18 protein-coding genes are annotated in these 21683 nt (G+C 60.5%); 4 read left to right on the forward strand and 14 right to left on the reverse strand.

Annotation, left to right across the window (positions count from 1 at the left end):
• Positions 1 to 158: 158 nt before the first annotated feature.
• Positions 159 to 1673 carry a threonine ammonia-lyase, biosynthetic gene (gene ilvA / locus ACYASU_RS17880; RefSeq protein ID WP_463583575.1) on the reverse strand — a complete coding sequence of 505 codons (1515 nt, stop codon included), beginning with the start codon at positions 1671 to 1673 and terminating at the stop codon, positions 159 to 161.
• Between the two features lie 154 nt (positions 1674 to 1827).
• Here ilvA and rpiA point away from each other — a divergent pair, with 154 nt between their 5' ends.
• The gene (rpiA, locus tag ACYASU_RS17885; RefSeq protein ID WP_463583576.1) at positions 1828 to 2499 is read left to right on the forward strand and encodes a ribose-5-phosphate isomerase RpiA; all 672 of its coding nucleotides are present in this window, start codon (positions 1828 to 1830) and stop codon (positions 2497 to 2499) included.
• A 220-nt stretch (positions 2500 to 2719) separates the two neighbouring features.
• On the opposite strand, the gene ACYASU_RS17890 is transcribed toward rpiA, so the two are convergent.
• The 4 genes from ACYASU_RS17890 to ACYASU_RS17905 all read right to left on the reverse strand — a co-directional run bounded on the left by ACYASU_RS17890 (position 2720) and on the right by ACYASU_RS17905 (position 6767).
• Positions 2720 to 3631, reverse strand: coding sequence for an SdiA-regulated domain-containing protein (locus tag ACYASU_RS17890; protein WP_463583577.1), 912 nt, complete (start codon positions 3629 to 3631; stop codon positions 2720 to 2722).
• A 139-nt stretch (positions 3632 to 3770) separates the two neighbouring features.
• Complete coding sequence (locus tag ACYASU_RS17895; protein ID WP_463583578.1) at positions 3771 to 4670, reverse strand: SdiA-regulated domain-containing protein; 900 nt, start codon at positions 4668 to 4670, stop codon at positions 3771 to 3773.
• Positions 4667 to 5335, reverse strand: a complete 669-nt coding sequence (locus tag ACYASU_RS17900) for a fumarylacetoacetate hydrolase family protein (RefSeq protein ID WP_463583579.1) — start codon at positions 5333 to 5335, stop codon at positions 4667 to 4669. Before ACYASU_RS17900 ends, ACYASU_RS17895 begins: the two co-directional genes overlap by 4 nt.
• 37 nt (positions 5336 to 5372) lie before the next feature.
• The gene (locus tag ACYASU_RS17905; protein ID WP_192171480.1) at positions 5373 to 6767 is read right to left on the reverse strand and encodes an FAD-binding oxidoreductase; all 1395 of its coding nucleotides are present in this window, start codon (positions 6765 to 6767) and stop codon (positions 5373 to 5375) included.
• A gap of 170 nt (positions 6768 to 6937) precedes the next feature.
• Between ACYASU_RS17905 and serA the strand changes: the two genes are divergently transcribed.
• Complete coding sequence (gene serA / locus ACYASU_RS17910; protein ID WP_192171263.1) at positions 6938 to 8167, forward strand: phosphoglycerate dehydrogenase; 1230 nt, start codon at positions 6938 to 6940, stop codon at positions 8165 to 8167.
• A 102-nt stretch (positions 8168 to 8269) separates the two neighbouring features.
• Here serA and ACYASU_RS17915 read toward each other — a convergent pair whose 3' ends face one another.
• On the reverse strand, positions 8270 to 8707 hold the full coding sequence (locus tag ACYASU_RS17915; RefSeq protein WP_463583580.1) for a DUF4399 domain-containing protein: 438 nt from the start codon (positions 8705 to 8707) through the stop codon (positions 8270 to 8272).
• 779 nt (positions 8708 to 9486) lie between these two features.
• Positions 9487 to 10125, reverse strand: a complete 639-nt coding sequence (locus tag ACYASU_RS17920) for a 2OG-Fe(II) oxygenase (RefSeq protein ID WP_065987352.1) — start codon at positions 10123 to 10125, stop codon at positions 9487 to 9489.
• Positions 10126 to 10320: 195 nt separating this feature from the next.
• On the opposite strand from ACYASU_RS17920, the gene ACYASU_RS17925 reads away from it, so the two are divergent.
• Entirely contained in the window at positions 10321 to 11061 is a 741-nt protein-coding gene (locus ACYASU_RS17925; protein ID WP_065987353.1) for a DUF2059 domain-containing protein, read from the forward strand.
• 44 nt (positions 11062 to 11105) lie between these two features.
• Here the strand turns inward: ACYASU_RS17925 and bipL are convergent, their stop codons facing one another.
• Positions 11106 to 12047, reverse strand: a complete 942-nt coding sequence (bipL, locus tag ACYASU_RS17930) for a phospholipase BipL (RefSeq protein WP_463583581.1) — start codon at positions 12045 to 12047, stop codon at positions 11106 to 11108.
• A 165-nt stretch (positions 12048 to 12212) separates the two neighbouring features.
• Between bipL and ACYASU_RS17935 the strand changes: the two genes are divergently transcribed.
• The gene (locus ACYASU_RS17935; protein WP_463583582.1) at positions 12213 to 14612 is read left to right on the forward strand and encodes a penicillin acylase family protein; all 2400 of its coding nucleotides are present in this window, start codon (positions 12213 to 12215) and stop codon (positions 14610 to 14612) included.
• Positions 14613 to 14742: 130 nt separating this feature from the next.
• On the opposite strand, the gene ACYASU_RS17940 is transcribed toward ACYASU_RS17935, so the two are convergent.
• The 6 genes from ACYASU_RS17940 to ACYASU_RS17965 form a co-directional block, all read right to left on the reverse strand.
• Positions 14743 to 15633 carry an ABC transporter permease subunit gene (locus ACYASU_RS17940; protein ID WP_122622881.1) on the reverse strand — a complete coding sequence of 297 codons (891 nt, stop codon included), beginning with the start codon at positions 15631 to 15633 and terminating at the stop codon, positions 14743 to 14745.
• Positions 15630 to 16550: an ABC transporter permease subunit gene (locus ACYASU_RS17945; protein ID WP_191944041.1), complete on the reverse strand. Its 921-nt coding sequence runs from the start codon at positions 16548 to 16550 to the stop codon at positions 15630 to 15632. Before ACYASU_RS17945 ends, ACYASU_RS17940 begins: the two co-directional genes overlap by 4 nt.
• A complete protein-coding gene (gene potA, locus ACYASU_RS17950) occupies positions 16547 to 17689 on the reverse strand; it encodes a polyamine ABC transporter ATP-binding protein (protein ID WP_282369842.1) in 1143 nt (380 codons plus the stop codon). Before potA ends, ACYASU_RS17945 begins: the two co-directional genes overlap by 4 nt.
• Before the next feature lie 56 nt (positions 17690 to 17745).
• A complete protein-coding gene (locus ACYASU_RS17955; RefSeq protein WP_192171270.1) occupies positions 17746 to 18840 on the reverse strand; it encodes a polyamine ABC transporter substrate-binding protein in 1095 nt (364 codons plus the stop codon).
• A 276-nt stretch (positions 18841 to 19116) separates the two neighbouring features.
• Positions 19117 to 20214 carry a polyamine ABC transporter substrate-binding protein gene (locus tag ACYASU_RS17960; protein ID WP_282365509.1) on the reverse strand — a complete coding sequence of 366 codons (1098 nt, stop codon included), beginning with the start codon at positions 20212 to 20214 and terminating at the stop codon, positions 19117 to 19119.
• Positions 20215 to 20286: 72 nt separating this feature from the next.
• Entirely contained in the window at positions 20287 to 21651 is a 1365-nt protein-coding gene (locus ACYASU_RS17965) for an aspartate aminotransferase family protein (RefSeq protein ID WP_346627999.1), read from the reverse strand.
• Positions 21652 to 21683: the final 32 nt, after the last annotated feature.

The following is a 21683-nucleotide window of genomic DNA, read 5'->3' on the forward strand; positions in this document are numbered from 1 at the left end:
CATGCTTGGCCGCAAACTCGCTCGGATCGCGTTCTCCCTGATGAAAAATCAGAGCGAATATCAACCGAAAGGGGGGATTTTGGCTTGATGACAACCATAGAATCTCCCACACTATTGCGGTGACCGGCAGGCACTCTGCGGTGTCAGCATTATTTGGCTCACCCCAAAAACAGCTTGTACGCCGGGTTCTTGGTCTCATCCCAGTACGGATACCCAATCTCCGCCAACGCCACGGGCACCAGATGCCGTTCATCCTCCGGCACCACCAACCCCGCCACCACTCGGCCATCCGCCGCGCCGTGATTGCGGTAGTGGAACATCGAAATATTCCATTTCCCGCCCAGCTTGTTCAGAAAGTTGAATAGCGCACCCGGCCGCTCGGGGAATTCAAAGCGCAGCACCACCTCGTCGTTGACCCGTTCCGAATGCCCGCCGACCATGTGCCGCAGGTGCAGTTTGGCCAGTTCGTTGTCGGTCAGGTCGAGCACCGGGAAACCCTGTTCCGTCAGGCTCGCGATCAGCGCTTTGCGAGGGTCGGTGTCGGGATGGGTCTGCACGCCGACGAAGATGTGCGCCTCTCGGTCGGTGTGGTAGCGGTAGTTGAATTCGGTGATCTGCCGCTTGCCAATCGCCTCGCAGAACGCCTTGAAGCTGCCCGGCTGCTCCGGAATGGTCACGGCAATGATTGCTTCGCGGCCTTCGCCCAGCTCAGCGCGCTCGGCCACATGGCGCAGGCGGTCGAAGTTGACGTTGGCGCCGGAATCGATGGCGACGAAGGTCTGTCCGGTGACTTCGTACTGTTCGGTGTACTTCTTGATCCCGGCCACGCCCAGGGCGCCGGCGGGCTCGGTGATCGAGCGAGTGTCATCGTAGATGTCCTTGATCGCCGCGCAGATTTCATCGGTGCTGACCGTGATCACTTCGTCGACGTAATCCTTGCAGATGTCGAAGGTGTACTGCCCGATCTGCGCCACCGCGACGCCATCGGCGAACAACCCGACCTGCTGCAACACAACGCGCTCGCCGTAGGCCATGGCCTGTTGCAGGCAATTGGAGTCATCGGGCTCAACGCCAATCACCTTGATCTCCGGGCGCAGGTATTTCACGTACGCCGCGATACCGGCAATCAACCCGCCGCCACCCACCGGGACGAAGATCGCATCCAATGGCCCCTGATGCTGACGCAGGATTTCCATCGCCACGGTGCCTTGCCCGGCAATGGTGTCGGGATCGTCATACGGGTGGACATAGACGTAGCCATGTTCCTCAACCAGCTTCAGCGAATACGCCAGCGCTTCGGGAAAGGAGTCGCCATGGAGTACGACTTTTCCGCCCCGGGAGCGCACGCCCTCGACCTTGATCTCGGGGGTGGTCTTCGGCATCACGATAGTGGCCGACACGCCTAGGGTCTTCGCTGCCAGCGCCAGGCCTTGGGCGTGATTGCCCGCCGACGCCGTCACCACGCCCCGCGCCAGTTCTTCCGGACTCAACTGCGCCAGCTTGTTGTACGCGCCGCGAATCTTGAAGGAGTACACCGGCTGCAAGTCTTCGCGCTTGAGCAGCACGTTATTGCCCAGGCGCGCAGACAGCTGGCGGGCGGCGTGCAGCGGGGTTTCCACGGCAACGTCGTAGACACGGGAATTGAGGATTTTTTTGACGTAGTGCTCGAGCATCGGGGAAGAATCGCTGGCGAAGGGGCAAGACCCGGAAGTCTACCCCTCGCCCCGGCGCACGACCATATCAAGACTCAGGCTTTGACGACGGCATGTCGTTATACTGCCGGCCCTCGGACCTATCGCTATTCCCTGTAAACGGAGCCCACCTCGCATGACCCAGGATCAACTCAAACAGGCCGTTGCCCAGGCCGCCGTCGATTTCATCCTTCCGAAGCTCGACGACAAAAGCGTCGTGGGCGTGGGCACCGGCTCTACCGCCAATTGCTTCATCGACGCACTGGCCCTGCACAAAGGTGCGTTCGACGGCGCAGTCGCCAGCTCCGACGCAACGGCCGCACGCCTCAAGGGTCACGGGATTCCGGTGTATGAGCTGAACACGGTCAGCGATCTGGAGTTTTACGTCGACGGCGCCGATGAAAGCGACGAGCACCTGAACCTGATCAAAGGCGGCGGCGCAGCCCTGACCCGCGAGAAGATCGTGGCCGCCGTGGCCAAAACCTTCATCTGCATCGCTGACGCGAGCAAGCTGGTGCCGGTGCTGGGCGCGTTCCCCCTGCCGGTCGAAGTGATCCCGATGGCCCGCAGCCACGTGGCCCGCGAACTGGTGAAGCTGGGCGGCGACCCGGTTTACCGCGACGGCGTGATGACGGACAACGGCAATATCATCCTCGATGTGCACAACATGAACATCACCAACCCGGCCCAAGTGGAAGCGCAGATCAACAACATCGTCGGCGTTGTCACCAACGGCCTGTTCGCCGCGCGCCCGGCGGATTTGCTGCTTCTGGGCACTCAGGAAGGTGTGAAAACCCTCAAGCGCTAATGGTTGCGGGGCAAGGTTGATCCGGTTGAAGAGGACTTCCCGACCACCGAGATAACCCTGCCGTGCTCGTCACTGTGGGAGTGAGCTTGCTCACGAAGACTGCAGTGCAGCCGCTGAAAATTCAGCGGATGTACCACCCCTTCGTCCGGATGCGGCCCAGAGCAAGCTCGCTCCCACAAGTTATTCGTCGCTCGCTCGATCCTCGCCAGATCCGGCCGGCTTAGCGCTTCTTGAATACATAAAACAGGTTCGGCTCGCTCACGACGTACAAGGTGCCGTCGTCCCCCATGGCGATGCCTTCGGCCTGGGGCACGCTTTTGCTCAGGCCCATGCTGCCCTTGGTCAGTGACACATTGGCGACCGGCTTGCCCTCGGTGTCCAGTTCGAGAATCTGCCGCGACTCATCCGACAGCGCCAGCAAATGCCCGCTTCGCTCATCGAATTGCAGGCTGGACAGGTCGCGCACGAACAGGCCCGCATCCCGCTGCTTGCTGGACGTCACTTCCAGGATGTTTGGGGAATGGGTTCCGGCGTCAGGAAAGCCGCGCACCTCAATAATCTGCACCGGCCGCCGCTCTTTGGCGACGAACAGCCGACGGCCCTGATTATCGTAGGCCAGGCCTTCAAAACCGTTGTTGCCGCCGGCGTCGATGCCCAGGGTCAGCTGCTCGGCATCGGCCGCGTCGAGGAACGCCGTGTCGTCATCCACGTGAACCTTGATCAGCCGCTGACTGTGCTCGTCACTGATGACGTAAATCCCGGGGCTGATGTACTCGACCGCTTCGGCGTCCCCAAACCCGGTCAGGGGAATTCGTCTGAGAATCCGCCCTTCCAGGCTCAACTCGACCAACTCGGGGTTTTTGTTGGTCACGGTGAAGAGGGTTTTGCGCTGCGGATCGAAGCTGAGGGCCGAGACGTTAGCCTTCAGGCCGTCGATGACCCGCGCCTCAATCTCGACGTCGTACGCGTCGAGCCCCAGCGCCTGGGCGTCGCTGGACTGCCAGAACACGTACCAGTTGAACCAGAGCCGCTCGATGACCCGGTACTCGCGCGCCACGAAGAACGACGCGGTCAGTAGCAACAGGACAAGTAACGTGAGCACAACGCTCTGGAACGGGGAAACACGACGCATGCAGGGGGCTCGACTTCAGTGGGGCGGTTTTAATAGCACCGTATTCTGAAGCCAAACTGAAAGCCATGTGACATCTCGTTTCGGCTTTTCAGAGCTCAAGCGAGAGCGGGCAGACGATCAGGCCGATACCGGCCCGGCGTCACTGCCGCTTGAAGGTGTAAAACAGGTTGGGCTCGCTGACCATATAAATGGTGCCGTTCTCGTCCATGGCGACCCCTTCGGCGCGGGGAATCGTCTCGCTCAGGCCATTGAAGCCGTGCAGCAGGGTCATGAAGCTGACCTGATTTCCCTTGCCGTCCAGCTCCAGCAGCATATGCGACTCGGCGGACAGCAACAGCAAATGCCCGGTCTTCTGGTCCGCGTACAGGGACGACAGATTGCGCACGATCAGGTTGTCGTTGATCAGCTTGCGCTTCTCGCCCCTCACCTCGCTGCTGCCATCGGCCTTCCAGCTGTACAGCGCCGGCGGACGCTCTTCGCCAAACAGGAACTGCTGATCCCGCGGGTCCCAGGCGATGCCTTCGAAGGCTTTGTTCTGATCCTTCGACGGACCGAGATCGTACTTGGGGAAGTCGGCGATGTTCAGGGTTTTGGTTTCGGGCGTGACGTGGACGATGGTCATCAGGTGCTGACGCTCATCAACGATGGCAATCTGCCCGTCGCCCAGAACGGCAACCCCCTCGGGGTTGCCCCACCCCTGAAGCGGGATCTTGCGAATGACGTCGCCGGTCAGGGTGATCTCGGAGAGAAAAGGGTTTTTGCCCATCACCGAATACAGGGTTTTGGTCGACGGGTCGTAAGACAGGTCTGAGGCCTCGTCCTTTTCCATGCCGGCCAACGGCTTGGCGTCGATGTCGACCTTGTAATCCGGCAGCCAGATGCCCGCTGCGCGCTCGGCCGGCGTGACGTTGCGCTCGCGCAGCCACAACAAACCGCGATCGTCCCAGTGCCAGGCCAGGGACAGACCGGCCAAAATCACCAGCGCTGCAACGAGCAACCACCACCAACGGAAACGCAGACGGCTTTTACGCTGAGTCATCCGCGTACGTCACTTTCGAAGCGGCTCTGGCCGGTCAGCTCCACCACGATCTCATCGCCAACAGTGAACGGCCCTACGCCGGCCGGCGTGCCGGTCATGATCAGGTCACCGGCCTGCAGCGAGAACTGCGAGGCCATGTGCTGGATCATCGGCACGATCGGGTTGAGCATGTGGCTGCTGTTGCCGTCCTGGCGGACTTCGCCGTTGATGGTCAGCCGGATGGCGATGTCGGTCAGATCGGGGTAAGCGTCAGCGGATACGAACGGCGCGATCACGGCCGCGCCGTCGAATGACTTGGCGATTTCCCACGGCAGACCTTTCTCTTTCAGCTTCGACTGCACGTCGCGCAGCGTCAGGTCCAGGCCCGGCGCGAATCCGGAGATCGCATCGAGGACTTCTTCACGACTCGGGTTCTTGCTCAGCGGCTTGCCGATCAGCACGACGATCTCGGCTTCGTAGTGCACCGAACCCCGGTCCTGAGGAATGCTGAAGCCACCCTCGATTCCGACCACGCAGCTGCCCGGTTTGATGAACAGCAGCGGTTCAGTGGGGACCGGGTTGTCCAGCTCCTTCGCGTGCTCGGCGTAATTGCGGCCGATGCAGACGACTTTACCGAGCGGAAAGTGAACCTTGGTGCCGTCGACGTACTTGTGCTGATAGCTCATGAGCGCTCCTGAAATGCTTGTTGTAATGGGGAACCGCTTACACCGCGAAAATTTTGCCGGGGTTCATGATGCCGTTCGGGTCGAACACCGCCTTGACGGCCTTCATGTATTCGATTTCCACCGGCGACCGGCTGTAGTGCAGGTAGTCACGCTTGGTCATGCCGACGCCGTGTTCCGCGGAGATCGAGCCGTTGTACTTCTGGACGATCTCGAACACCCACTTGTTCACCGTCGCGCACTTGGCGAAGAACTCGTCCTTGCTCAGGTTTTCCGGCTTGAGGATGTTCAGGTGCAGGTTGCCGTCGCCAATGTGACCGAACCAGACGATTTCGAAATCCGGGTAATGCTGCCCAACGATCGCGTCCACTTCAGCGAGAAACGCCGGGACCTTCGAAACGGTGACCGAGATGTCGTTTTTGTACGGCGTGAAGTGGGAGATGGTTTCAGAAATGTATTCGCGCAGTTTCCACAGGTTCTGCAGTTGCTGTTCGCTCTGGCTCATCACGCCATCCAGCACCCAGCCTTGCTCGACACAGTGTTCGAAAGTTTCCAGCGCGTGGTTGGCCACTTCTTCGGTGGTCGCTTCGAATTCCAGCAGCGCGTAGAACGGGCATTCGGTGTCGAACGGGGACGGCACGTCGCCGCGCGCCATGACCTTGGCCAGCGCCTTGTCCGAGAAGAATTCGAATGCGGTGAGGTCGAGCTTGCTCTGGAACGCGTGCAGCACCGGCATGATCGCGTTGAAATCAGTGGTCCCGAGGACCATCGCGGTGAGGTTTTTCGGCGCGCGGTCCAGTCGCATGGTCGCCTCGACCACGAACCCCAGCGTGCCTTCGGCGCCAATGAACAGCTGACGCATGTCGTAGCCGGTGGCGTTTTTGATCAGGTCTTTGTTCAGTTCGAGCAGGTCGCCCTTGCCGGTGACCACCTTGAGGCCCGCGACCCAGTTGCGGGTCATGCCGTAGCGGATCACTTTGATCCCGCCGGCGTTGGTGCCGATGTTGCCACCGATATTGCTGGAGCCTGACGACGCGAAGTCGACCGGGTAATACAGGCCGTTTTCTTCCGCGAGATTCTGCAGCTGTTTGGTGACCACGCCTGGCTGGCAGATGGCAGTGCGATCCGTCAGGTTAAGTTCGAGCACCTGATTCATGTAATCGAAGTTGACGACCACCTCCCCATTGGCGGCAACGGCGGCGGCGGACAATCCGGTGCGGCCGCCCGACGGGACCAGCGCCACCTTGCGTTCGTTGGCCCAGCGGACGATGGCCTGCACCTGTTCGGTGGTCTTGGGAAAGACGATGGCGGTGGGCGCCGGGGCGAAATGTTTGGTCCAGTCCTTGCCGTAGGCTTCGAGGGAATCGGCGTCGGTCAGGACCTTGCCGGGCTCAACCAGGGTCTTCAGCTCATCTATCAGCGCAGGATGGGTCATCAACAGAACTCTCGAACAATTCATGGTCATCCTGAGAACGGCTCACGTCCAGGAATGGGGTGTTTCGCGGGGTGCATATGCTAGCATACGCCCCCCGCCAATCGAGCTTTCGGCCGATTTGCGCGCGCTTCACTTACTGCCATTTCTCTCCGGGACACAGGTTTACGCAGATGAGCAAGACTTCCCTCGACAAGAGCAAGATCAAGTTCCTTCTTCTCGAAGGCGTCCACCAGTCCGCGGTCGACGTCCTCAAGGCCGCCGGTTACACCAGCATCGAGTACCACACCAAGTCTCTGCCGGAAGCCGAACTGAAGGAAAAGATTGCCGACGCTCATTTCATCGGTATTCGTTCCCGCACCCAACTGACTGAAGAACTGTTCGACAGCGCCAAGAAACTGGTCGCGGTCGGCTGCTTCTGCATCGGTACCAACCAGGTTGACCTGAACGCAGCCCGCGAACGCGGCATCGCTGTGTTCAACGCCCCCTACTCCAACACCCGTTCGGTGGCGGAACTGGTGCTGGCCGAGGCCATCCTGCTGCTGCGCGGTATCCCGGAGAAGAACGCTTCCTGCCATCGCGGTGGCTGGATCAAGAGCGCGGCCAACTCGTTCGAAATTCGCGGCAAGAAGCTCGGCATCATCGGCTACGGCTCGATCGGCACTCAGCTGTCGGTCCTGGCTGAAGGCCTGGGCATGCAGGTGTATTTCTACGACACCCTGACCAAGCTGCCGCTGGGCAACGCCACTCAGGTGTCCAGCCTGAACGAGCTGCTGGGCATGGCCGACATCGTGACCCTGCACGTTCCGGAAACCAACGAAACCCAATGGATGATCGGCGAGAAAGAAATTCGCACGATGAAGAAGGGCGCCATCCTGATCAACGCGGCGCGCGGCACGGTGGTCGAACTCGACGCACTGGCTGACGCGATCAAGGATCAGCACCTGATCGGCGCGGCCATCGACGTGTTCCCGGTCGAGCCACGCTCCAACGACGACGTGTTCGAAAGCCCGCTGCGCGGCCTGGACAACGTGATCCTGACCCCGCACATCGGCGGTTCTACTGCTGAGGCCCAAGCCAACATCGGTCTGGAAGTGGCAGAGAAGCTGGTCAAGTACAGCGACAACGGTACGTCGGTTTCCTCGGTCAACTTCCCGGAAGTGGCCCTGCCGGCCCACCCTGGCAAGCACCGCCTGCTGCACATCCACGAGAACATCCCGGGCGTGCTGATGGAGATCAACAAGGTCTTCGCCGAAAACGGCATCAACATCTCCGGTCAGTTCCTGCAGACCAACGAGAAAGTCGGTTATGTGGTGATCGACGTCGACGCCGAGTACTCCGATCTGGCGCAAGAGAAACTGCAGCACATCAAAGGCACCATTCGTAGCCGCGTTCTGTTCTAAGACGTGGTTTTGGGGTGATAAAAAAGGAGACTTGATGGTCTCCTTTTTTGTGCGCGAGTCAAGCCACTCGCCGGCTCTGCGCGAGCGACCGTCTGCGGCGCGTTATTTCACCGTGATGGTGATCTTCTGCGACTCGACCGGTGGGTTCAGCGGGACGTGGTTCTTGTCGCCGACCAGCAGCTGCAGGGTGTGCTGACCCGGGGTCAGGTTCAGCTCGGTTTCGGTCTGGCCTTTGCCGAAGTGACGGATATTGTCGGTGGTCGGCAGCGGCGCGGTCATGTCGGGCTGATCCTTGACGTCGATCAGCAGGTGATGATGGCCGGTGTCCGGGACGTCAACGCCGGCCGGGGCGACGCCCATGCCCTTGAGGCCGAACTGCACCTTGAAGGCGCCATTGACCGTCGCGCCATCCTTCGGCGAGATGATGTAAACCTCAGCGCCTGCGGGCGATGCCGTGCGAGGGATGTCGGCGGCCTGGGCCAGGAAACTCGCCCCCAGCAGCAGTCCGGCCAGGGCAGTTCTAGCGAATAACGTCTTCATGATCTCTCCGTTTTTATCGATATGCGGCTGGCGGGTTCGGGAGTCGAAGCCTCTTCACCCCGACAGACAACCGCTCGGGACCGACCTTTACCTTAGCTGCGGTTGGCCGCGAAGTATTTCGCCGAGGGGCTGGATGTAGAAGATTTCATGTTGGACCGAGCGGTGTCGGGCAGAAACCACAAATCCTGTAGGAGCCGTCACGCCGCTGTTGCGCAGCAAACACCGTCCATGTGGGAGTGAGCTTGCTCACGAAGGCGGCATTTCAGGCGCTCAATATGTAGCGGATGTCTGAGCCTCTTCGCGAGCAAGCTCGCTCCCACGGGATCGGGGGTCGGCTTGTAATCTCCGGCTGCCGCAGGACTTGTATGAGTGAGCTTGCTCACGAAGAGGCCAGCTCATTCAGCTACTTTCTCTGTAGACGGAAAGTAAGCCTTCGCGAGCAAGCTCGCTCCCACGGGATCGGGGTCGGCTTGCCATCTCCGGCTGCTGCAGGACTTGTATGAGTGAGCTTGCTCACGAAGAGGCCAGCTCATTCAGCCTCTTTCTCTGGGGAATGAACCTATGCCTTCGCGAGCAAGCTCGCTCCCACGGGATCGCGGGTCGGCTTGCAATCTCCGGCTACCGCAGGACTTGTGGGAGTGAGCTTGCTCACGAAGGCGGCATTTCAGGCGCTCAATATGTAGCGGATGTCTGAGCCTCTTCGCGAGCAAGCTCGCTCCCACGGGATCGGGGTCGGCTTGTAATCTCCGGCTGCTGCAGGACTTGTGGAGGTGAGCTTGCTACAGCTCGAACGGCTCGTTCCCGCGCCGCCTGAACCAGCCGGTCAGCGACAGTCGCTCGCGGGTCGAGGGCATGACTTCGTGGGGCATGTCGCCCGAGAGGAACACCACCAGGCAGCCGCCGGTGGGTTGCACGTCATACTCGACACCGTCCTTCAGGTACATCCGCAACTGGCCGCCGTGCTCTGGCAACCAGCCGTCATTGAGGTAGACGACCGCCGAGACCATGCGTTTGTCGTCATCACGAAAACGGTCCACGTGCTTGAGGTAGAAGGCCCCTGGCGGATAGAGCGCGAAGTGGCTTTCGTAGTCCTCAAGGCCCAGAAACAGGCCTCGGTTCAGCGCCTGACGCAGGCTCTCCATCAGATCCAGATAGCGATCGCACGGTTCGGCCTGCCCCGCTTCCAGCCACTGAATGTGATCGCCGCGAATCCCCTCTCGAACCTCCTGCGCCGGCCCGCGCCCCACCGCAGCAGGTGCGAGCTCGCCCTGAACGGCACGCGTGCGGCATTCAAGCGCCAGCTCTCGGGTCAGAGTGTCGGGCAGGAAGATGTTCTGCTGCGACCAGCCACGCTCGGCCAGGTCGTCGACGATTCGCAACAGCAGCGGGTGATCAGGGGATATGCGCATGGCGCGCATAGTATCCATACGCCGATTAATCCGACAGGGCCTGCAGTCCGGCGAATGAGGAATATTTTTGCGGGTTTGAATACGCCCGACGGTTTTGCCCGACTGCTGATCGAACCCACGGTTTTTAGCGGGGTCTGGCAAGTGTTAACTCGACAAATCCCCGCTGCCCCACCGAGAATGGCGGCCTGCCGACAGGAGTCTCTAATGCGCCGTCTGTTTTTCCTGCTGTTGATGTTCTGCACTTTGCCCGCCTGGGCAGACGGCCACGATCAGCTGTACACGCTCGCCGGCTGGCCGGAACAACGCGCTCATTTTGTCGATGCCTTGAAAGCCGCTCAGCAGCGTTACCGCAACAGCCTTCCGCCGGCCGTGTTCGACGCCCTGGTGAGCAACAGCAATCAGCGTTTCGCGCCCCAGGCGATGGACCAGCGCGGGGAGCAAATGCTGCGCCAGACGCTGCAGGACCCGAACCCTGCACTGCAGTTTTTCCAGTCGCCCCTGGGCCGCAAGATCGTCAACGCCGAACTCACCGCGACGCGTCCGGATCAACTGGCCAAAAATGCCCAAGGCCTGCCGCACATCCAGGCCGACGACAACCGTCTGCTGATTATCGGCCACCTGGCCAACGCCCTCCCCGCCAAGGAAGCCGGCGCCGAGGTCAGCATGGCGATTGCGGGCGTCGCCGCCGACAGCCTGAGTTCAATGATTCCAGGCCTGATGGGCGGCGGAACGACCCAGGCGATGCTCGACAGTCAGCGTCAGCGGCTCATGGGGCAGATCGGCAAGGACGTGAACAACACGCTGCTTTATGTATACCGCGACCTGTCGGATGGCGAGCTGGACGAGTTCGCGACCTTCGCCGAGTCCAACGAGGGCAAGGCCTATTACAAGGCCGCACTGGCCGCCGTTCGCGCGGGATTGGCGGTCGGGCAGACGGTCAAATAACATCAGTGGGATCGACTCCAGTCGGGAAGCCCGCCCTCCGAGCCCTACCCCATCCGCTGCGTCAGAAACTCAAAAAACCGCGCCCGCAGCTCGGGTGACTCGTTCACCAGGTGATGCCGCGCTTCGTGCAGCATGAAGATCTGCGGCTCGGCGAACTTGTCCTTGAGCACTGGCAGATTATGTCTCCAGTCCACGGTCATGTCCGACTCGCCCTGCACGATGAGCGGGCTGCGGCGGCTGCGGGGCGCGCGTTCGATGCGCTCGATCCATTTGGCCAGCGCGCCCACCCAGACGGTCGGCAAGCGCCGCGGCTGCAACGGGTCCGCCAGCAGGAACGGCAGAAAGGTCGGGGCGTTGGAGTTTTCGCTGAAGCGTCTGTCGATGGCTTTGACGAAGCCGCGCAGCAGGTAATAGCTGAGTTTCGACAGAGCCCAGCCACGCGGCCGCACCAGCGGCGCCAGCAGGATGGTCTGACCCTGCGCCGGGCTGGCGTCGCCGTGATGCAGCAAGTGGTCGATGACAATCGCGCCGCCGGTGCTTTGCCCACACAGGTGCCACGGCTGCGGCAGGTTGAGGCTTTCGGCTTCGACAAAAAGCCGATCCAGCACCGCCTGATACTCCGCGAAGTCGGTAATGCTTGCCCGCGCCCCACTGGACAATCCATGGCCCGGCAGGTCGCAGGCAATCACCGCCAGCCCAAGCCCCAATGCCCAGTCGATGACGTGACGATACAAGCCGATGTGATCGTAAAACCCATGCATCAGCACCAGCGTGCCGACCGGCTGTTCGGGCATCCACAGCTGCGTGACAATGTCGTAACCGCCCACTTCAAAGCGCCCGATTCGGCTGCCGATCAAGCCATTCGGGCCAAGCGCGTTCAGGCCGTAGAAACGCTGATAAGCCTGCGCCTCTTCAGATGGCGCTTGGGACACGCTTAGCGGCAGCAGCTCAGCACGCAGGTGATCGGGATCGAACGTGTCAGACATCGGAATTCCAGATGAGGGTGGGTGGGAAGCGGCCGCACGGAAGTGTCATCTGTCCGCTGCGGCGTGGCAAGTTACGCGGCCTAAATCCATAGGCGGTCCGTCTACCCAGTCGCGAGACAAATCTGTAGCCTGCAAAACCTTCACGATTCTCATTTGAGCCCCCGGATGAAACGCAGCCTTTACGTCGTCGTCGCAGTGTTGGTGCTCATCGGGGGCGCGGGCGCCTGGTACATCCACGGCAAGCAGCCGGTCCGCGATGGCGAGATCAAACTCGCAGGGCTGCAGGCCCCGGTCACCGTGCGTTACGACGAGCGCGGCGTGCCGCATATTCGTGCCGACAACCAGGACGATTTGTACCGCGCTCTGGGCTATGTCCACGCTCAGGACCGCCTTTTCCAGATGGAAATCCTGCGCAGGCTGGCGCGCGGCGAGCTGGCTGAAGTCCTCGGCCCCAAGCTGGTCAACACCGACAAGCTGTTCCGCAGCCTGCGCATCCGCGAGCACGCCGACGCCTACGTGGCGCGCCAGGACAAGAACACGCCGGCGTGGAAGGCGCTTCAAGCGTATCTGGACGGCATCAATCAATATCAGGCGACGCATCCCAAACCGATCGAGCTCGACGTGCTGGGCATTCGCGAGCGGCCGTTCACGGCGCAAGACACCCTCAGCGTCGGCGGTTATCTGGCCTACAGCTTTGCGGCGGCGTTTCGCACCGAGCCGTTGATGACCTATGTGCGGGATCAACTGGGCCCGGAGTACCTGAAAGTCTTCGACATGGGCTGGCGGCCGCAAGGGGGCCTTGGCCAGTCCCCTGCATTGACGGGCAACGACTGGAAAGGCCTCAATGACCTGGCACTGCTCAGCCAGCAGGCGCTTGAGAAAGCCGGCCTGCCGCAGTTCGAGGGCAGCAATGCCTGGGCGGTGTCCGGCAGCCGCACCGAGAGTGGCAAACCGTTGCTGGCGGGTGATCCGCACATCCGTTTCTCGGTGCCGGCGGTCTGGTATGAAGCACAACTGACCGCGCCGGGTTTCGAGCTGTACGGGCATTTTCAGGCGCTCAATCCCTTCGCGCTGCTCGGCCATAATCTGGATTTCGGCTGGAGCCTGACCATGTTCCAGAACGACGATCTGGACCTGATCGGTGAAAAGACCAACCCCGATAACCCCAATCAAGTCTGGTACCACGGCGCCTGGGTGGACATGACCTCACGCACCGAGCAGATCGACGTCAAGGGTCAAGCCCCCGTCACGATCACCTTGCGGCAGTCACCCCACGGCCCGATCGTCAATGACGCGCTGGGCGCCAATGGGGCGCAACAGCCGAGCGACACGCCGATTGCGATGTGGTGGTCGTTCCTGGAGTCGGACAACCCGATCCTGCAGGGCTTCTACGAAGCCAACCGCGCCGACACGCTGGAGAAGATGCACAGCGCCGCCGAGAAGATTCAGTCGCCGGGCCTGAACATCGTCTACGCCAACGCTCGCGGCGATATCGGCTGGTGGGCGGCGGCGCAGTTGCCGAAGCGGCCTGCGGGGGTCAATCCGACGTTCATTCTCGACGGCAGCTCCGAGCAGGCTGACAAGAACGGTTTCTACCCTTTCAGCGACAACCCGCAGGAAGAGAACCCTACGCGGGGTTATATCGTCTCGGCGAACTTCCAGCCGGTGTCGCCGACGGGGATGGAGATTCCGGGTTACTACAATCTTCCCGAGCGCGGTCGCCAGTTGAATAACCAGTTGAGCGGCGACAAGGTGAAATGGAATCTGGAGAACAGCAAGGCGCTGCAGCTCGGCACGCGGACGGACTACGCCGCGCAGATTCTGACGCCGCTGATTCCGGTGCTGCGCCGCGTGGTCAGCGAGCCAGAGGAGCACGATCTGCTGGAGCGATTGGCGGCGTGGAACGGCGAGTACTCCGTCGATTCGGTGGGGGCGACGCTGTTCAATCAGTTCCTGTTCAATCTGACCGATCAGGTGTTCCATGACGAGCTCAGCGACGGGATGTTCACGACGCTGCTGTCGACACGACTCATTGACCTGGCCCTGCCGCGACTGGCTGCCGACGCCGATTCGCCGTGGTGGAACAATCGCCATTCTCGAGAGCCCGAGAGCCGCGACAACACGGTGAAGGTCGCCTGGCACGCAGCGGTCTCACATTTGAAATCGCTGTACGGGCAGAACCCGGATGAGTGGACATGGGGCAAGGCGCACACGCTGACCCATGAACATCCGTTGGGCAAACAACCGCCGCTGGACATGCTGTTCAACGTCGGGCCGTTCGCGGCGCCCGGTACCCATGAGGTGCCGAACAACCTGTCAGCGAGCATGGGCCCCGCGCCGTGGCCGGTGACTTACGGACCATCGACGCGCCGCCTCATCGATTTCGCCGACCCGGCCCACGCCCTGGGGATCAACCCGGTGGGCCAGAGCGGCGTGCTGTTCGACAAGCACTACGCCGATCAGGCGCAGCACTACGTCAACGGCGAGTACGCGCCGGAGCGGTTCAGCGAAGGAGATGTGGCGGGGAACAGCAAAGAGGTGTTGAGGTTGGTGCCGGGGCGATAACCGTATGAACGGTGGGTCTAGCTGGAGCCCCAACTTGTGGGACCGGCTTTAGCCGGGAAGGCGTCGGACGTTACAACGCAAATCTATAGCGTACATACCGGCCTCTTCCCGGCTGAAGCCGGTCCTACTATCAAACCGACTCGACCACCTTTGCACGACGCAGGTCCGGCTGTTTCCAACCGTCTGCCGCAGCTTCTTCGATGGCTTGCTGGATCGCGCGTTTGCGGTTGTTTTCCGCCCGGCGGCTGAAGAACCAGACCAGGAAGGTCGCAATCGACACCGCCAACAGAATCAGACTGGCAATCGCATTGATCTCAGGCTTCACGCCCAGGCGCACCGCCGAGAACACTTCCATCGGCAGGGTGGTCGACCCCGGGCCGGAGACGAAGCTCGCCAGCACCAGGTCGTCCAGCGACAGCGCGAAGGACATCATCGCCCCCGCCGCCAGCGATGGCGCGATCATCGGGATGGTGATCAGGAAGAACACCTTCCACGGCCGCGCACCCAGGTCCATTGCTGCTTCTTCGATGGACATGTCCAGCTCACGCAGACGCGCCGACACCACCACCGCCACATACGCCGCACAGAACGTCGTGTGAGCGATCCAGATGGTGACGATCCCACGCTCCTCGGGCCAGCCGAGCAACTGCGCCATCGCCACGAACAGCAGCAACAGCGACAGGCCGGTGATCACTTCCGGCATCACCAGAGGCGCGGTGACCAGACCGCCGAAGAAGGTCTTGCCCTTGAATCGGGTGATCCGCGTCAGCACGAACGCCGCCATGGTGCCCAGCGCCACCGCCGCAATCGACGTATACAGCGCGATTTCCAGCGAGCGCATGACCGCGCTCATCAGTTGGGTATTGTCGAGCAGCCCGACGTACCACTTCACCGACCAGCCGCCCCAAACCGTTACCAGCTTGGAGGCGTTGAACGAATAGATCACCAGAATGACCATGGGCGCGTAGATGAAGATCAGGCCCAGCACCAACATCAGGTTCGAGAATCGGAAGCCTCTCATGCCTTGCCCTCCAGCTCTTTGGCCTGACTGCGGTTGAACAGAATGATCGGCACGATGAGGATCAACAGCATCACCACTGCCAGCGACGACGCTACCGGCCAGTCACGGTTGTTGAAGAATTCCTGCCACAGCACTTTACCGATCATCAGCGTCTCGGGGCCGCCCAGCAGTTCCGGGATGACGAACTCGCCCACCACCGGAATGAATACCAGCATGCAGCCGGCGATGATGCCGTTCTTGGACAGCGGTACGGTGATTTTCCAGAAGCTGTTGAAAGTGCTCGAACCCAGGTCCGATGCGGCTTCCAGCAGGCTCTGATCGTGCTTCACCAGATTCGCGTAAAGCGGCAGAATCATGAACGGCAGATACGAATAGACCACGCCGATGTACACCGCGAGGTTGGTGTTGAGTATCTGCAATGGCTCGCTGATCACGCCCAGCCACATCAGAAATGCGTTGAGCAGACCGTTGTTGCTGAGGATGCCCATCCACGCGTACACGCGGATCAGGATCGCAGTCCAGGTCGGCATCATGATCAGCAGCAACAGCACCGTCTGCATTTCTTTGCGGGCGATGGAGATGCCATAGGCCATCGGATAGCCGATCAACAGGCACAGCAAGGTGCTGATGAACGCCATCTTCAACGAGCCCAGATACGCCGAGATGTACAGGTCGTCACTGGTCAGCAGGGCGTAGTTGGCGAAGTTGAGCACGATGTCGAGCTTCTGCTCGACGTAGGTGAAGATCTCGGTATACGGCGGAATCGCTACGTCTGCTTCAGCGAAGCTAATCTTGATGACGATCAGAAACGGCAGCGCGAAAAACAGGAACAGCCACAGGAACGGTACGCCAATAACGGCCTGGCGCCCGGTGGGTTTTATTCGATTGAAAGCCCGTTTTATTTTTCGGATTTTCATGAGCGCAATACCACGCCGCTGTCGTCTTCCCACCAGACGAAGACTTCATCGTCCCAGGTCGGTCGTGTGCCCTGACGTTCGGCATTGGCGACAAACGACTGCACCAGCTTGCCCGACGGCAGTTTCACGTAGAACACCGAGTGACCGCCCAGATAGGCGATGTCGTGAACCTTGCCCCGCGACCAGTTGTGCTCGAACGTCGGCTGTTCGGTGGTCACCAGCAGCTTTTCAGGACGCAGCGCGTAGGTAATCCGCTTGTCTTCCACCGACGTGGTGACGCCGTGGCCGACATAGATTTTGCGTTCCAGCTCAGGGCTGCTGATCAGCGCGTGGCCTTCCATGTCTTCGATGACTTCGCCGTCGAACAGGTTGACGTTGCCGATGAACTCACAGACCAGGCGGCTGGTCGGCGTCTCGTAGATATCGATCGGGCTGCCGATCTGCGCGATCCAGCCCAGGTGCATGATCGCAATGCGCTCGGCCATGGTCATGGCCTCTTCCTGGTCGTGGGTCACCATCACGCAGGTCACGCCGACGCGCTCGATGATTTCCACCAGCTCCAGTTGCATCTGCGAACGCAGCTTTTTATCCAGTGCGCCCATGGGTTCGTCGAGCAGCAGCAGCTTCGGCTTCTTCGCCAGCGAACGTGCCAGCGCCACACGCTGCCGCTGACCGCCGGACAATTGGTGCGGTTTGCGCTTGGCGTACTGGGTCATCTGCACCAGCTTGAGCATCTCGGCCACGCGGGCCTCGACTTCGGCCTTGGGCAGCTTGTCCTGCTTGAGGCCAAAGGCGATGTTGTCCGCCACGGTCATGTGCGGAAACAGCGCGTAGGACTGGAACATCATGTTGATCGGACGTTCGTACGGCGGCATATCGGTGATGTCGACGCCGTCGAGGTAAATGCGCCCTTCGGTCGGGCGTTCAAAGCCGGCAAGCATGCGCAGGAGGGTGGATTTCCCCGAGCCGGAGCCGCCGAGCAGGGCAAAGATTTCACCCTTGTTGATCTGCAGAGACACGTCGTCCACAGCAATCGTCTCATCGAACTTTTTCGTGACCCGATCGATTTTGACCAGCACCTGTTTCGGTTGCTGACCACCCTCAAGGGATTTCTTGTAGGCGCCGGAGGCAACTGCCATGGGTGAAACTCCCAACTGTTTTTGCGCCCGGCCAATGGGGTCGGGCGCCAAGGTCTTTATTTACCGGTTTTGATCTTCGTCCAGCTGCGCGTCATGACGCGCTGGATCTTCGGCGGCAGCTCGGAGTTGACGTACAGGCGCTCCTGTATCTCCTTCGAAGGGTAAACCGCCTCGTCGTTGCGAATTTCTTGATCCATCAGCTCGCCCGAAGCCGGGTTCGGGTTGGCATAACCCACCTGGTCACTGACCTTGGCGATTACGTCAGGCTTGAGGATGTAGTTGATGAACGCGTGCGCGGCCTTCACGTCCGGCGCATCCGACGGGATGGCGAGCATGTCGAACCACAGGTTGCCACCCTCTTTCGGGATCGAGTAGGCGATGTTGACGCCCTTACCGGCTTCTGCGGCACGGGCCTTGGCCTGGAAGACGTCACCGGAGAAACCGGCTGCGATGCAGATGTCGCCGTTGGCCAGGTCAGTGATGTATTTGGACGAGTTGAAATAGGTCACGTACGGGCGGACTTTGAGCAGCTTGGCTTCAGCGGCTTTGTAGTCTTTCTCGTCGGTGCTATTCGGGTTTTTGCCCATGTAGTTAAGGACTGCGGGCAGCATCTCGTCAGCCGAGTCGAGGAACGCGACGCCGCACTTCTGCAGCTTCTTGATGTTCTCGGGCTCGAACAGCGTGGCCCAGGAGTCGATGGTGTCGACGCCCAGCACTTCCTTGATCTTGTCGACGTTGTAGCCGATGCCGTTGGTGCCCCACAGATAAGGCACGGCGTACTGGTTGCCCGGGTCGTTCTTTTCCAGGCGCTTGAGCAGTTCGGGGTCGAGGTTGGAGTAATTCGGCAGCTGTGATTTGTCGAGCTTCTGAAACGCCCCCGCCTTGATCTGCTTGCCCAGGAAGTGGTTGGACGGGACGACCACGTCATAACCGGTGTGGCCGGCCAGCAGCTTGCCTTCCAGGGTTTCGTTGGAGTCGAAGACGTCGTATTTGGTCTTGATGCCGGTGGTGGACGTGAAGTCCTCCAGCGTTGTGGTGCCGATGTAATCGGACCAGTTATAAATGCGAACGGTGGAATCCGCGTAGGCACCGGCCGCGAGCGTGAGCCCGGCGCCGAGCAGCAAGCCTTTTGAAAATAAAGAAATAGACACGTGTGCAGTCCTTTTTTAGTAGGTGGGCCTGTTGCCCGTACCGATGACAGTAACGACTGCCTGTGACCCATCCGGCGCGCAACTTACCTTCGATAAACCCTTCTCGCAAAAAAACTTTTTGTGACGCGGGTGTCATGACGGGTGACGCAAAACCTGTAGGAGTGAGCTTGCTCGCGATTGCGGTGTGCCAGTCATGCATCCGGCTCAGGCAAACCGCATTCGCGAGCAAGCTCACTCCCACAGTTTGGGTGGGGCACTTGCCCCACCCGGTCAGGCTTATTTACCCGATTTGATGTTGGTCCAGCTGCGGGTCATCAGGCGTTGAGTCGCCGCTGGCAAGTCGGCGATGGCGTACAACTTGGCCAGCACGTCTGCCGGCGGATAGACGCCTGGATCAGACGTGATGTCCTTGTCGACGAACTCGGTTGCTGCCTTGTTGCCGTTCGGGAAGTGAACGGAGTTGGTGATTTCGGCCATCACCTTCGGTTGCAGGATGAAGTTCATGAACTTGTAAGCGCCTTCGACGTTTTCGGCATCTTTCGGGATGGCGACCATGTCGTAGAAGCTGCCTGCACCTTCTTTCGGAATGTTGTAGCTGACTTTGACCTTGCCGCCCGCTTCTTCAGCGCGCGCCTTGGCCTGGTAGACGTCACCCGAGTAACCCACGGCTACGCAGATGTTGCCGTTGGCCAGGTCCGAGATGTACTTGGACGAGTGGAAGTAGGTGATCGAAGGACGAATCTTCTTGAACAGATCCTCGGCCTTCTGGATGTCTTCCTTCTTCTGGCTGTCGGTCGGCAGGCCCAGGTAATGCAGCGCCACTGGCAGCATTTCGGTCGGCGAGTCGAGGAAGCTGATCCCGCAGCCTTTCAGCTTGGCAGCGTTTTCCGGCTTGAACAGCAGGTCCCACGAGTTGACCGGTGCATCAGCGCCCAAAGCGGCTTTGACTTTTTCAGCGTTGTAGCCGATGCCGATCGAGCCCCACATGTACGGGAACGCGTGCTTGTTGTCCGGGTCGCTGATGGACACGGCTTTCAACAAGGCAGGGTCGAGGTTTTTGTAATTTGGCAGCTTGGACTTGTCCAGCTCCTGGTAGACGCCGGCCTTGATCTGCTTGGCCAGGAAGTTGTTCGACGGAACGACGACGTCGTAGCCCGATTTACCGGCCAGCAGCTTGGCTTCCAGGGTCTCGTTGCTGTCGAACACGTCGTACACTACTTTGATGCCCGACTCTTTTTCGAAGTCGGCGATGGTGTTCGGTGCGATGTAATCAGACCAGTTATAGACGTGGAGGACTTTGTCATCGGCGTGTGCAGCGGCGGCCACTGCGCCCATGAGGGACAAGGCCAGGAGGGTTTTGCCAAATTTCTTCATTCGTACGGCTCCAGTGTTTTTATGTAAGCGGCGTCTAGACGGCGGACAGTCTGGCAATTTCCGGAAAAAAATTCAGCCTTGCAATGACTCAAGCGTCAGGTCCAGGCACTTGCGCGCCTTTTCGATCAACTCGTCGATCTCGGCGAAGGTAATCACCAGCGGCGGCGAGATAATCATGGTGTCGCCCACGGCCCGCATGATCAGGCCGTTATTGAAGCAAAAAGTGCGGCAGATCATGCCTGCGCCTTTGCCGACATAACGCTCGCGAGTGGCCTTGTCTTTCACCAGTTCGATTGCGCCCAGCATGCCGACGCCCCGCACTTCACCCACCAGCGGGTGATCGCTCAGCTCGCGCAGACGCTTTTGCAAATAGGGTGCCGTTTCGGACTTCACCCGTTCGACGATCTTTTCTTCACTCAGAATGCGAATGTTCTCCAGGCCCACTGCCGCCGCCACCGGGTGACCGGAGTAGGTGAAGCCGTGGTTGAAGTCGCCGCCCTCGTTCAACACCTTGACCACGTCGTCGCGCACGATGACGCCGCCCATGGGGATGTAGCCCGAGGTCAGGCCCTTGGCGATGGTCATCAAATCCGGCTTGAGGTCGTAGAAATCGCTGCCGAACCATTCCCCGGTGCGGCCAAAGCCACAGATCACTTCGTCGGCCACAAAGAGGATGTCGTACTTGGCGAGGATCTCTTTGATCTTCGGCCAGTAGGTGTCGGGCGGAACGATAACGCCGCCGGCGCCCTGAATCGGCTCGGCGATAAACGCGCCGACGTTGTCCACGCCCAGTTCGAGAATCTTCTTCTCCAGCTGTTCAGCCGCCCAGACGCCGAATTCGTCGGGCGTCATGTCACCGCCCTCACCGAACCAGTAAGGCTGCGGAATGTGCACGATGCCCGGAATCGGCAAATCGCCCTGCTCGTGCATGTAGGTCATGCCGCCCAGGCTGGCGCCGGCGACGGTCGAGCCGTGGTAACCGTTGACGCGGCTGATGATGACTTTCTTGCTCGGCTGGCCTTTGATCGCCCAGTAATGGCGAACCAGGCGCAGCACCGTGTCGTTGCCTTCTGAGCCTGAACCGGTGAAGAACACGTGGTTCATGCCCTCAGGGGCAATGTCGGAAATGGCCTTCGCCAACTGCAGTGCCGGCGGGTGAGCCGTCTGGAAGAACAGGTTGTAATAGGGCAGCTCACGCATCTGTTTGCTGGCAGCGTCCGCCAGTTCTTCTCGACCATAACCAATGGCGACACACCAGAGCCCGGCCATGCCGTCGAGGATCTTGTTGCCTTCGCTGTCCCAGAGGTAAACGCCCTTGGCGTTGGTGATGATGCGCGGGCCTTTCTCTTTCAACTGCTTGAAATCGCTGAACGGCGCAAGGTGATGATCACTGCTGAGGGCTTGCCATTCGCGGGTTTGCGGGTTGTTGGAACTCATGAATCACTCCAGTCAGGTATCGCGTGTGGGGC

It is taken from the genome of Pseudomonas sp. HP_12 (genome assembly GCF_055283955.1).

Coding starts and splice junctions, on each gene's coding strand:
- ilvA (WP_463583575.1), bottom strand. CDS start 1,673: ATGCTCGAGCACTACGTCAAAAAAATCCTCAATTCCCGTGTCTACGAC.
- rpiA (WP_463583576.1), top strand. CDS start 1,828: ATGACCCAGGATCAACTCAAACAGGCCGTTGCCCAGGCCGCCGTCGAT.
- ACYASU_RS17890 (WP_463583577.1), bottom strand. CDS start 3,631: ATGCGTCGTGTTTCCCCGTTCCAGAGCGTTGTGCTCACGTTACTTGTC.
- ACYASU_RS17895 (WP_463583578.1), bottom strand. CDS start 4,670: ATGACTCAGCGTAAAAGCCGTCTGCGTTTCCGTTGGTGGTGGTTGCTC.
- ACYASU_RS17900 (WP_463583579.1), bottom strand. CDS start 5,335: ATGAGCTATCAGCACAAGTACGTCGACGGCACCAAGGTTCACTTTCCG.
- ACYASU_RS17905 (WP_192171480.1), bottom strand. CDS start 6,767: ATGACCCATCCTGCGCTGATAGATGAGCTGAAGACCCTGGTTGAGCCC.
- serA (WP_192171263.1), top strand. CDS start 6,938: ATGAGCAAGACTTCCCTCGACAAGAGCAAGATCAAGTTCCTTCTTCTC.
- ACYASU_RS17915 (WP_463583580.1), bottom strand. CDS start 8,707: ATGAAGACGTTATTCGCTAGAACTGCCCTGGCCGGACTGCTGCTGGGG.
- ACYASU_RS17920 (WP_065987352.1), bottom strand. CDS start 10,125: ATGCGCGCCATGCGCATATCCCCTGATCACCCGCTGCTGTTGCGAATC.
- ACYASU_RS17925 (WP_065987353.1), top strand. CDS start 10,321: ATGCGCCGTCTGTTTTTCCTGCTGTTGATGTTCTGCACTTTGCCCGCC.
- bipL (WP_463583581.1), bottom strand. CDS start 12,047: ATGTCTGACACGTTCGATCCCGATCACCTGCGTGCTGAGCTGCTGCCG.
- ACYASU_RS17935 (WP_463583582.1), top strand. CDS start 12,213: ATGAAACGCAGCCTTTACGTCGTCGTCGCAGTGTTGGTGCTCATCGGG.
- ACYASU_RS17940 (WP_122622881.1), bottom strand. CDS start 15,633: ATGAGAGGCTTCCGATTCTCGAACCTGATGTTGGTGCTGGGCCTGATC.
- ACYASU_RS17945 (WP_191944041.1), bottom strand. CDS start 16,550: ATGAAAATCCGAAAAATAAAACGGGCTTTCAATCGAATAAAACCCACC.
- potA (WP_282369842.1), bottom strand. CDS start 17,689: ATGGCAGTTGCCTCCGGCGCCTACAAGAAATCCCTTGAGGGTGGTCAG.
- ACYASU_RS17960 (WP_282365509.1), bottom strand. CDS start 20,214: ATGAAGAAATTTGGCAAAACCCTCCTGGCCTTGTCCCTCATGGGCGCA.
- ACYASU_RS17965 (WP_346627999.1), bottom strand. CDS start 21,651: ATGAGTTCCAACAACCCGCAAACCCGCGAATGGCAAGCCCTCAGCAGT.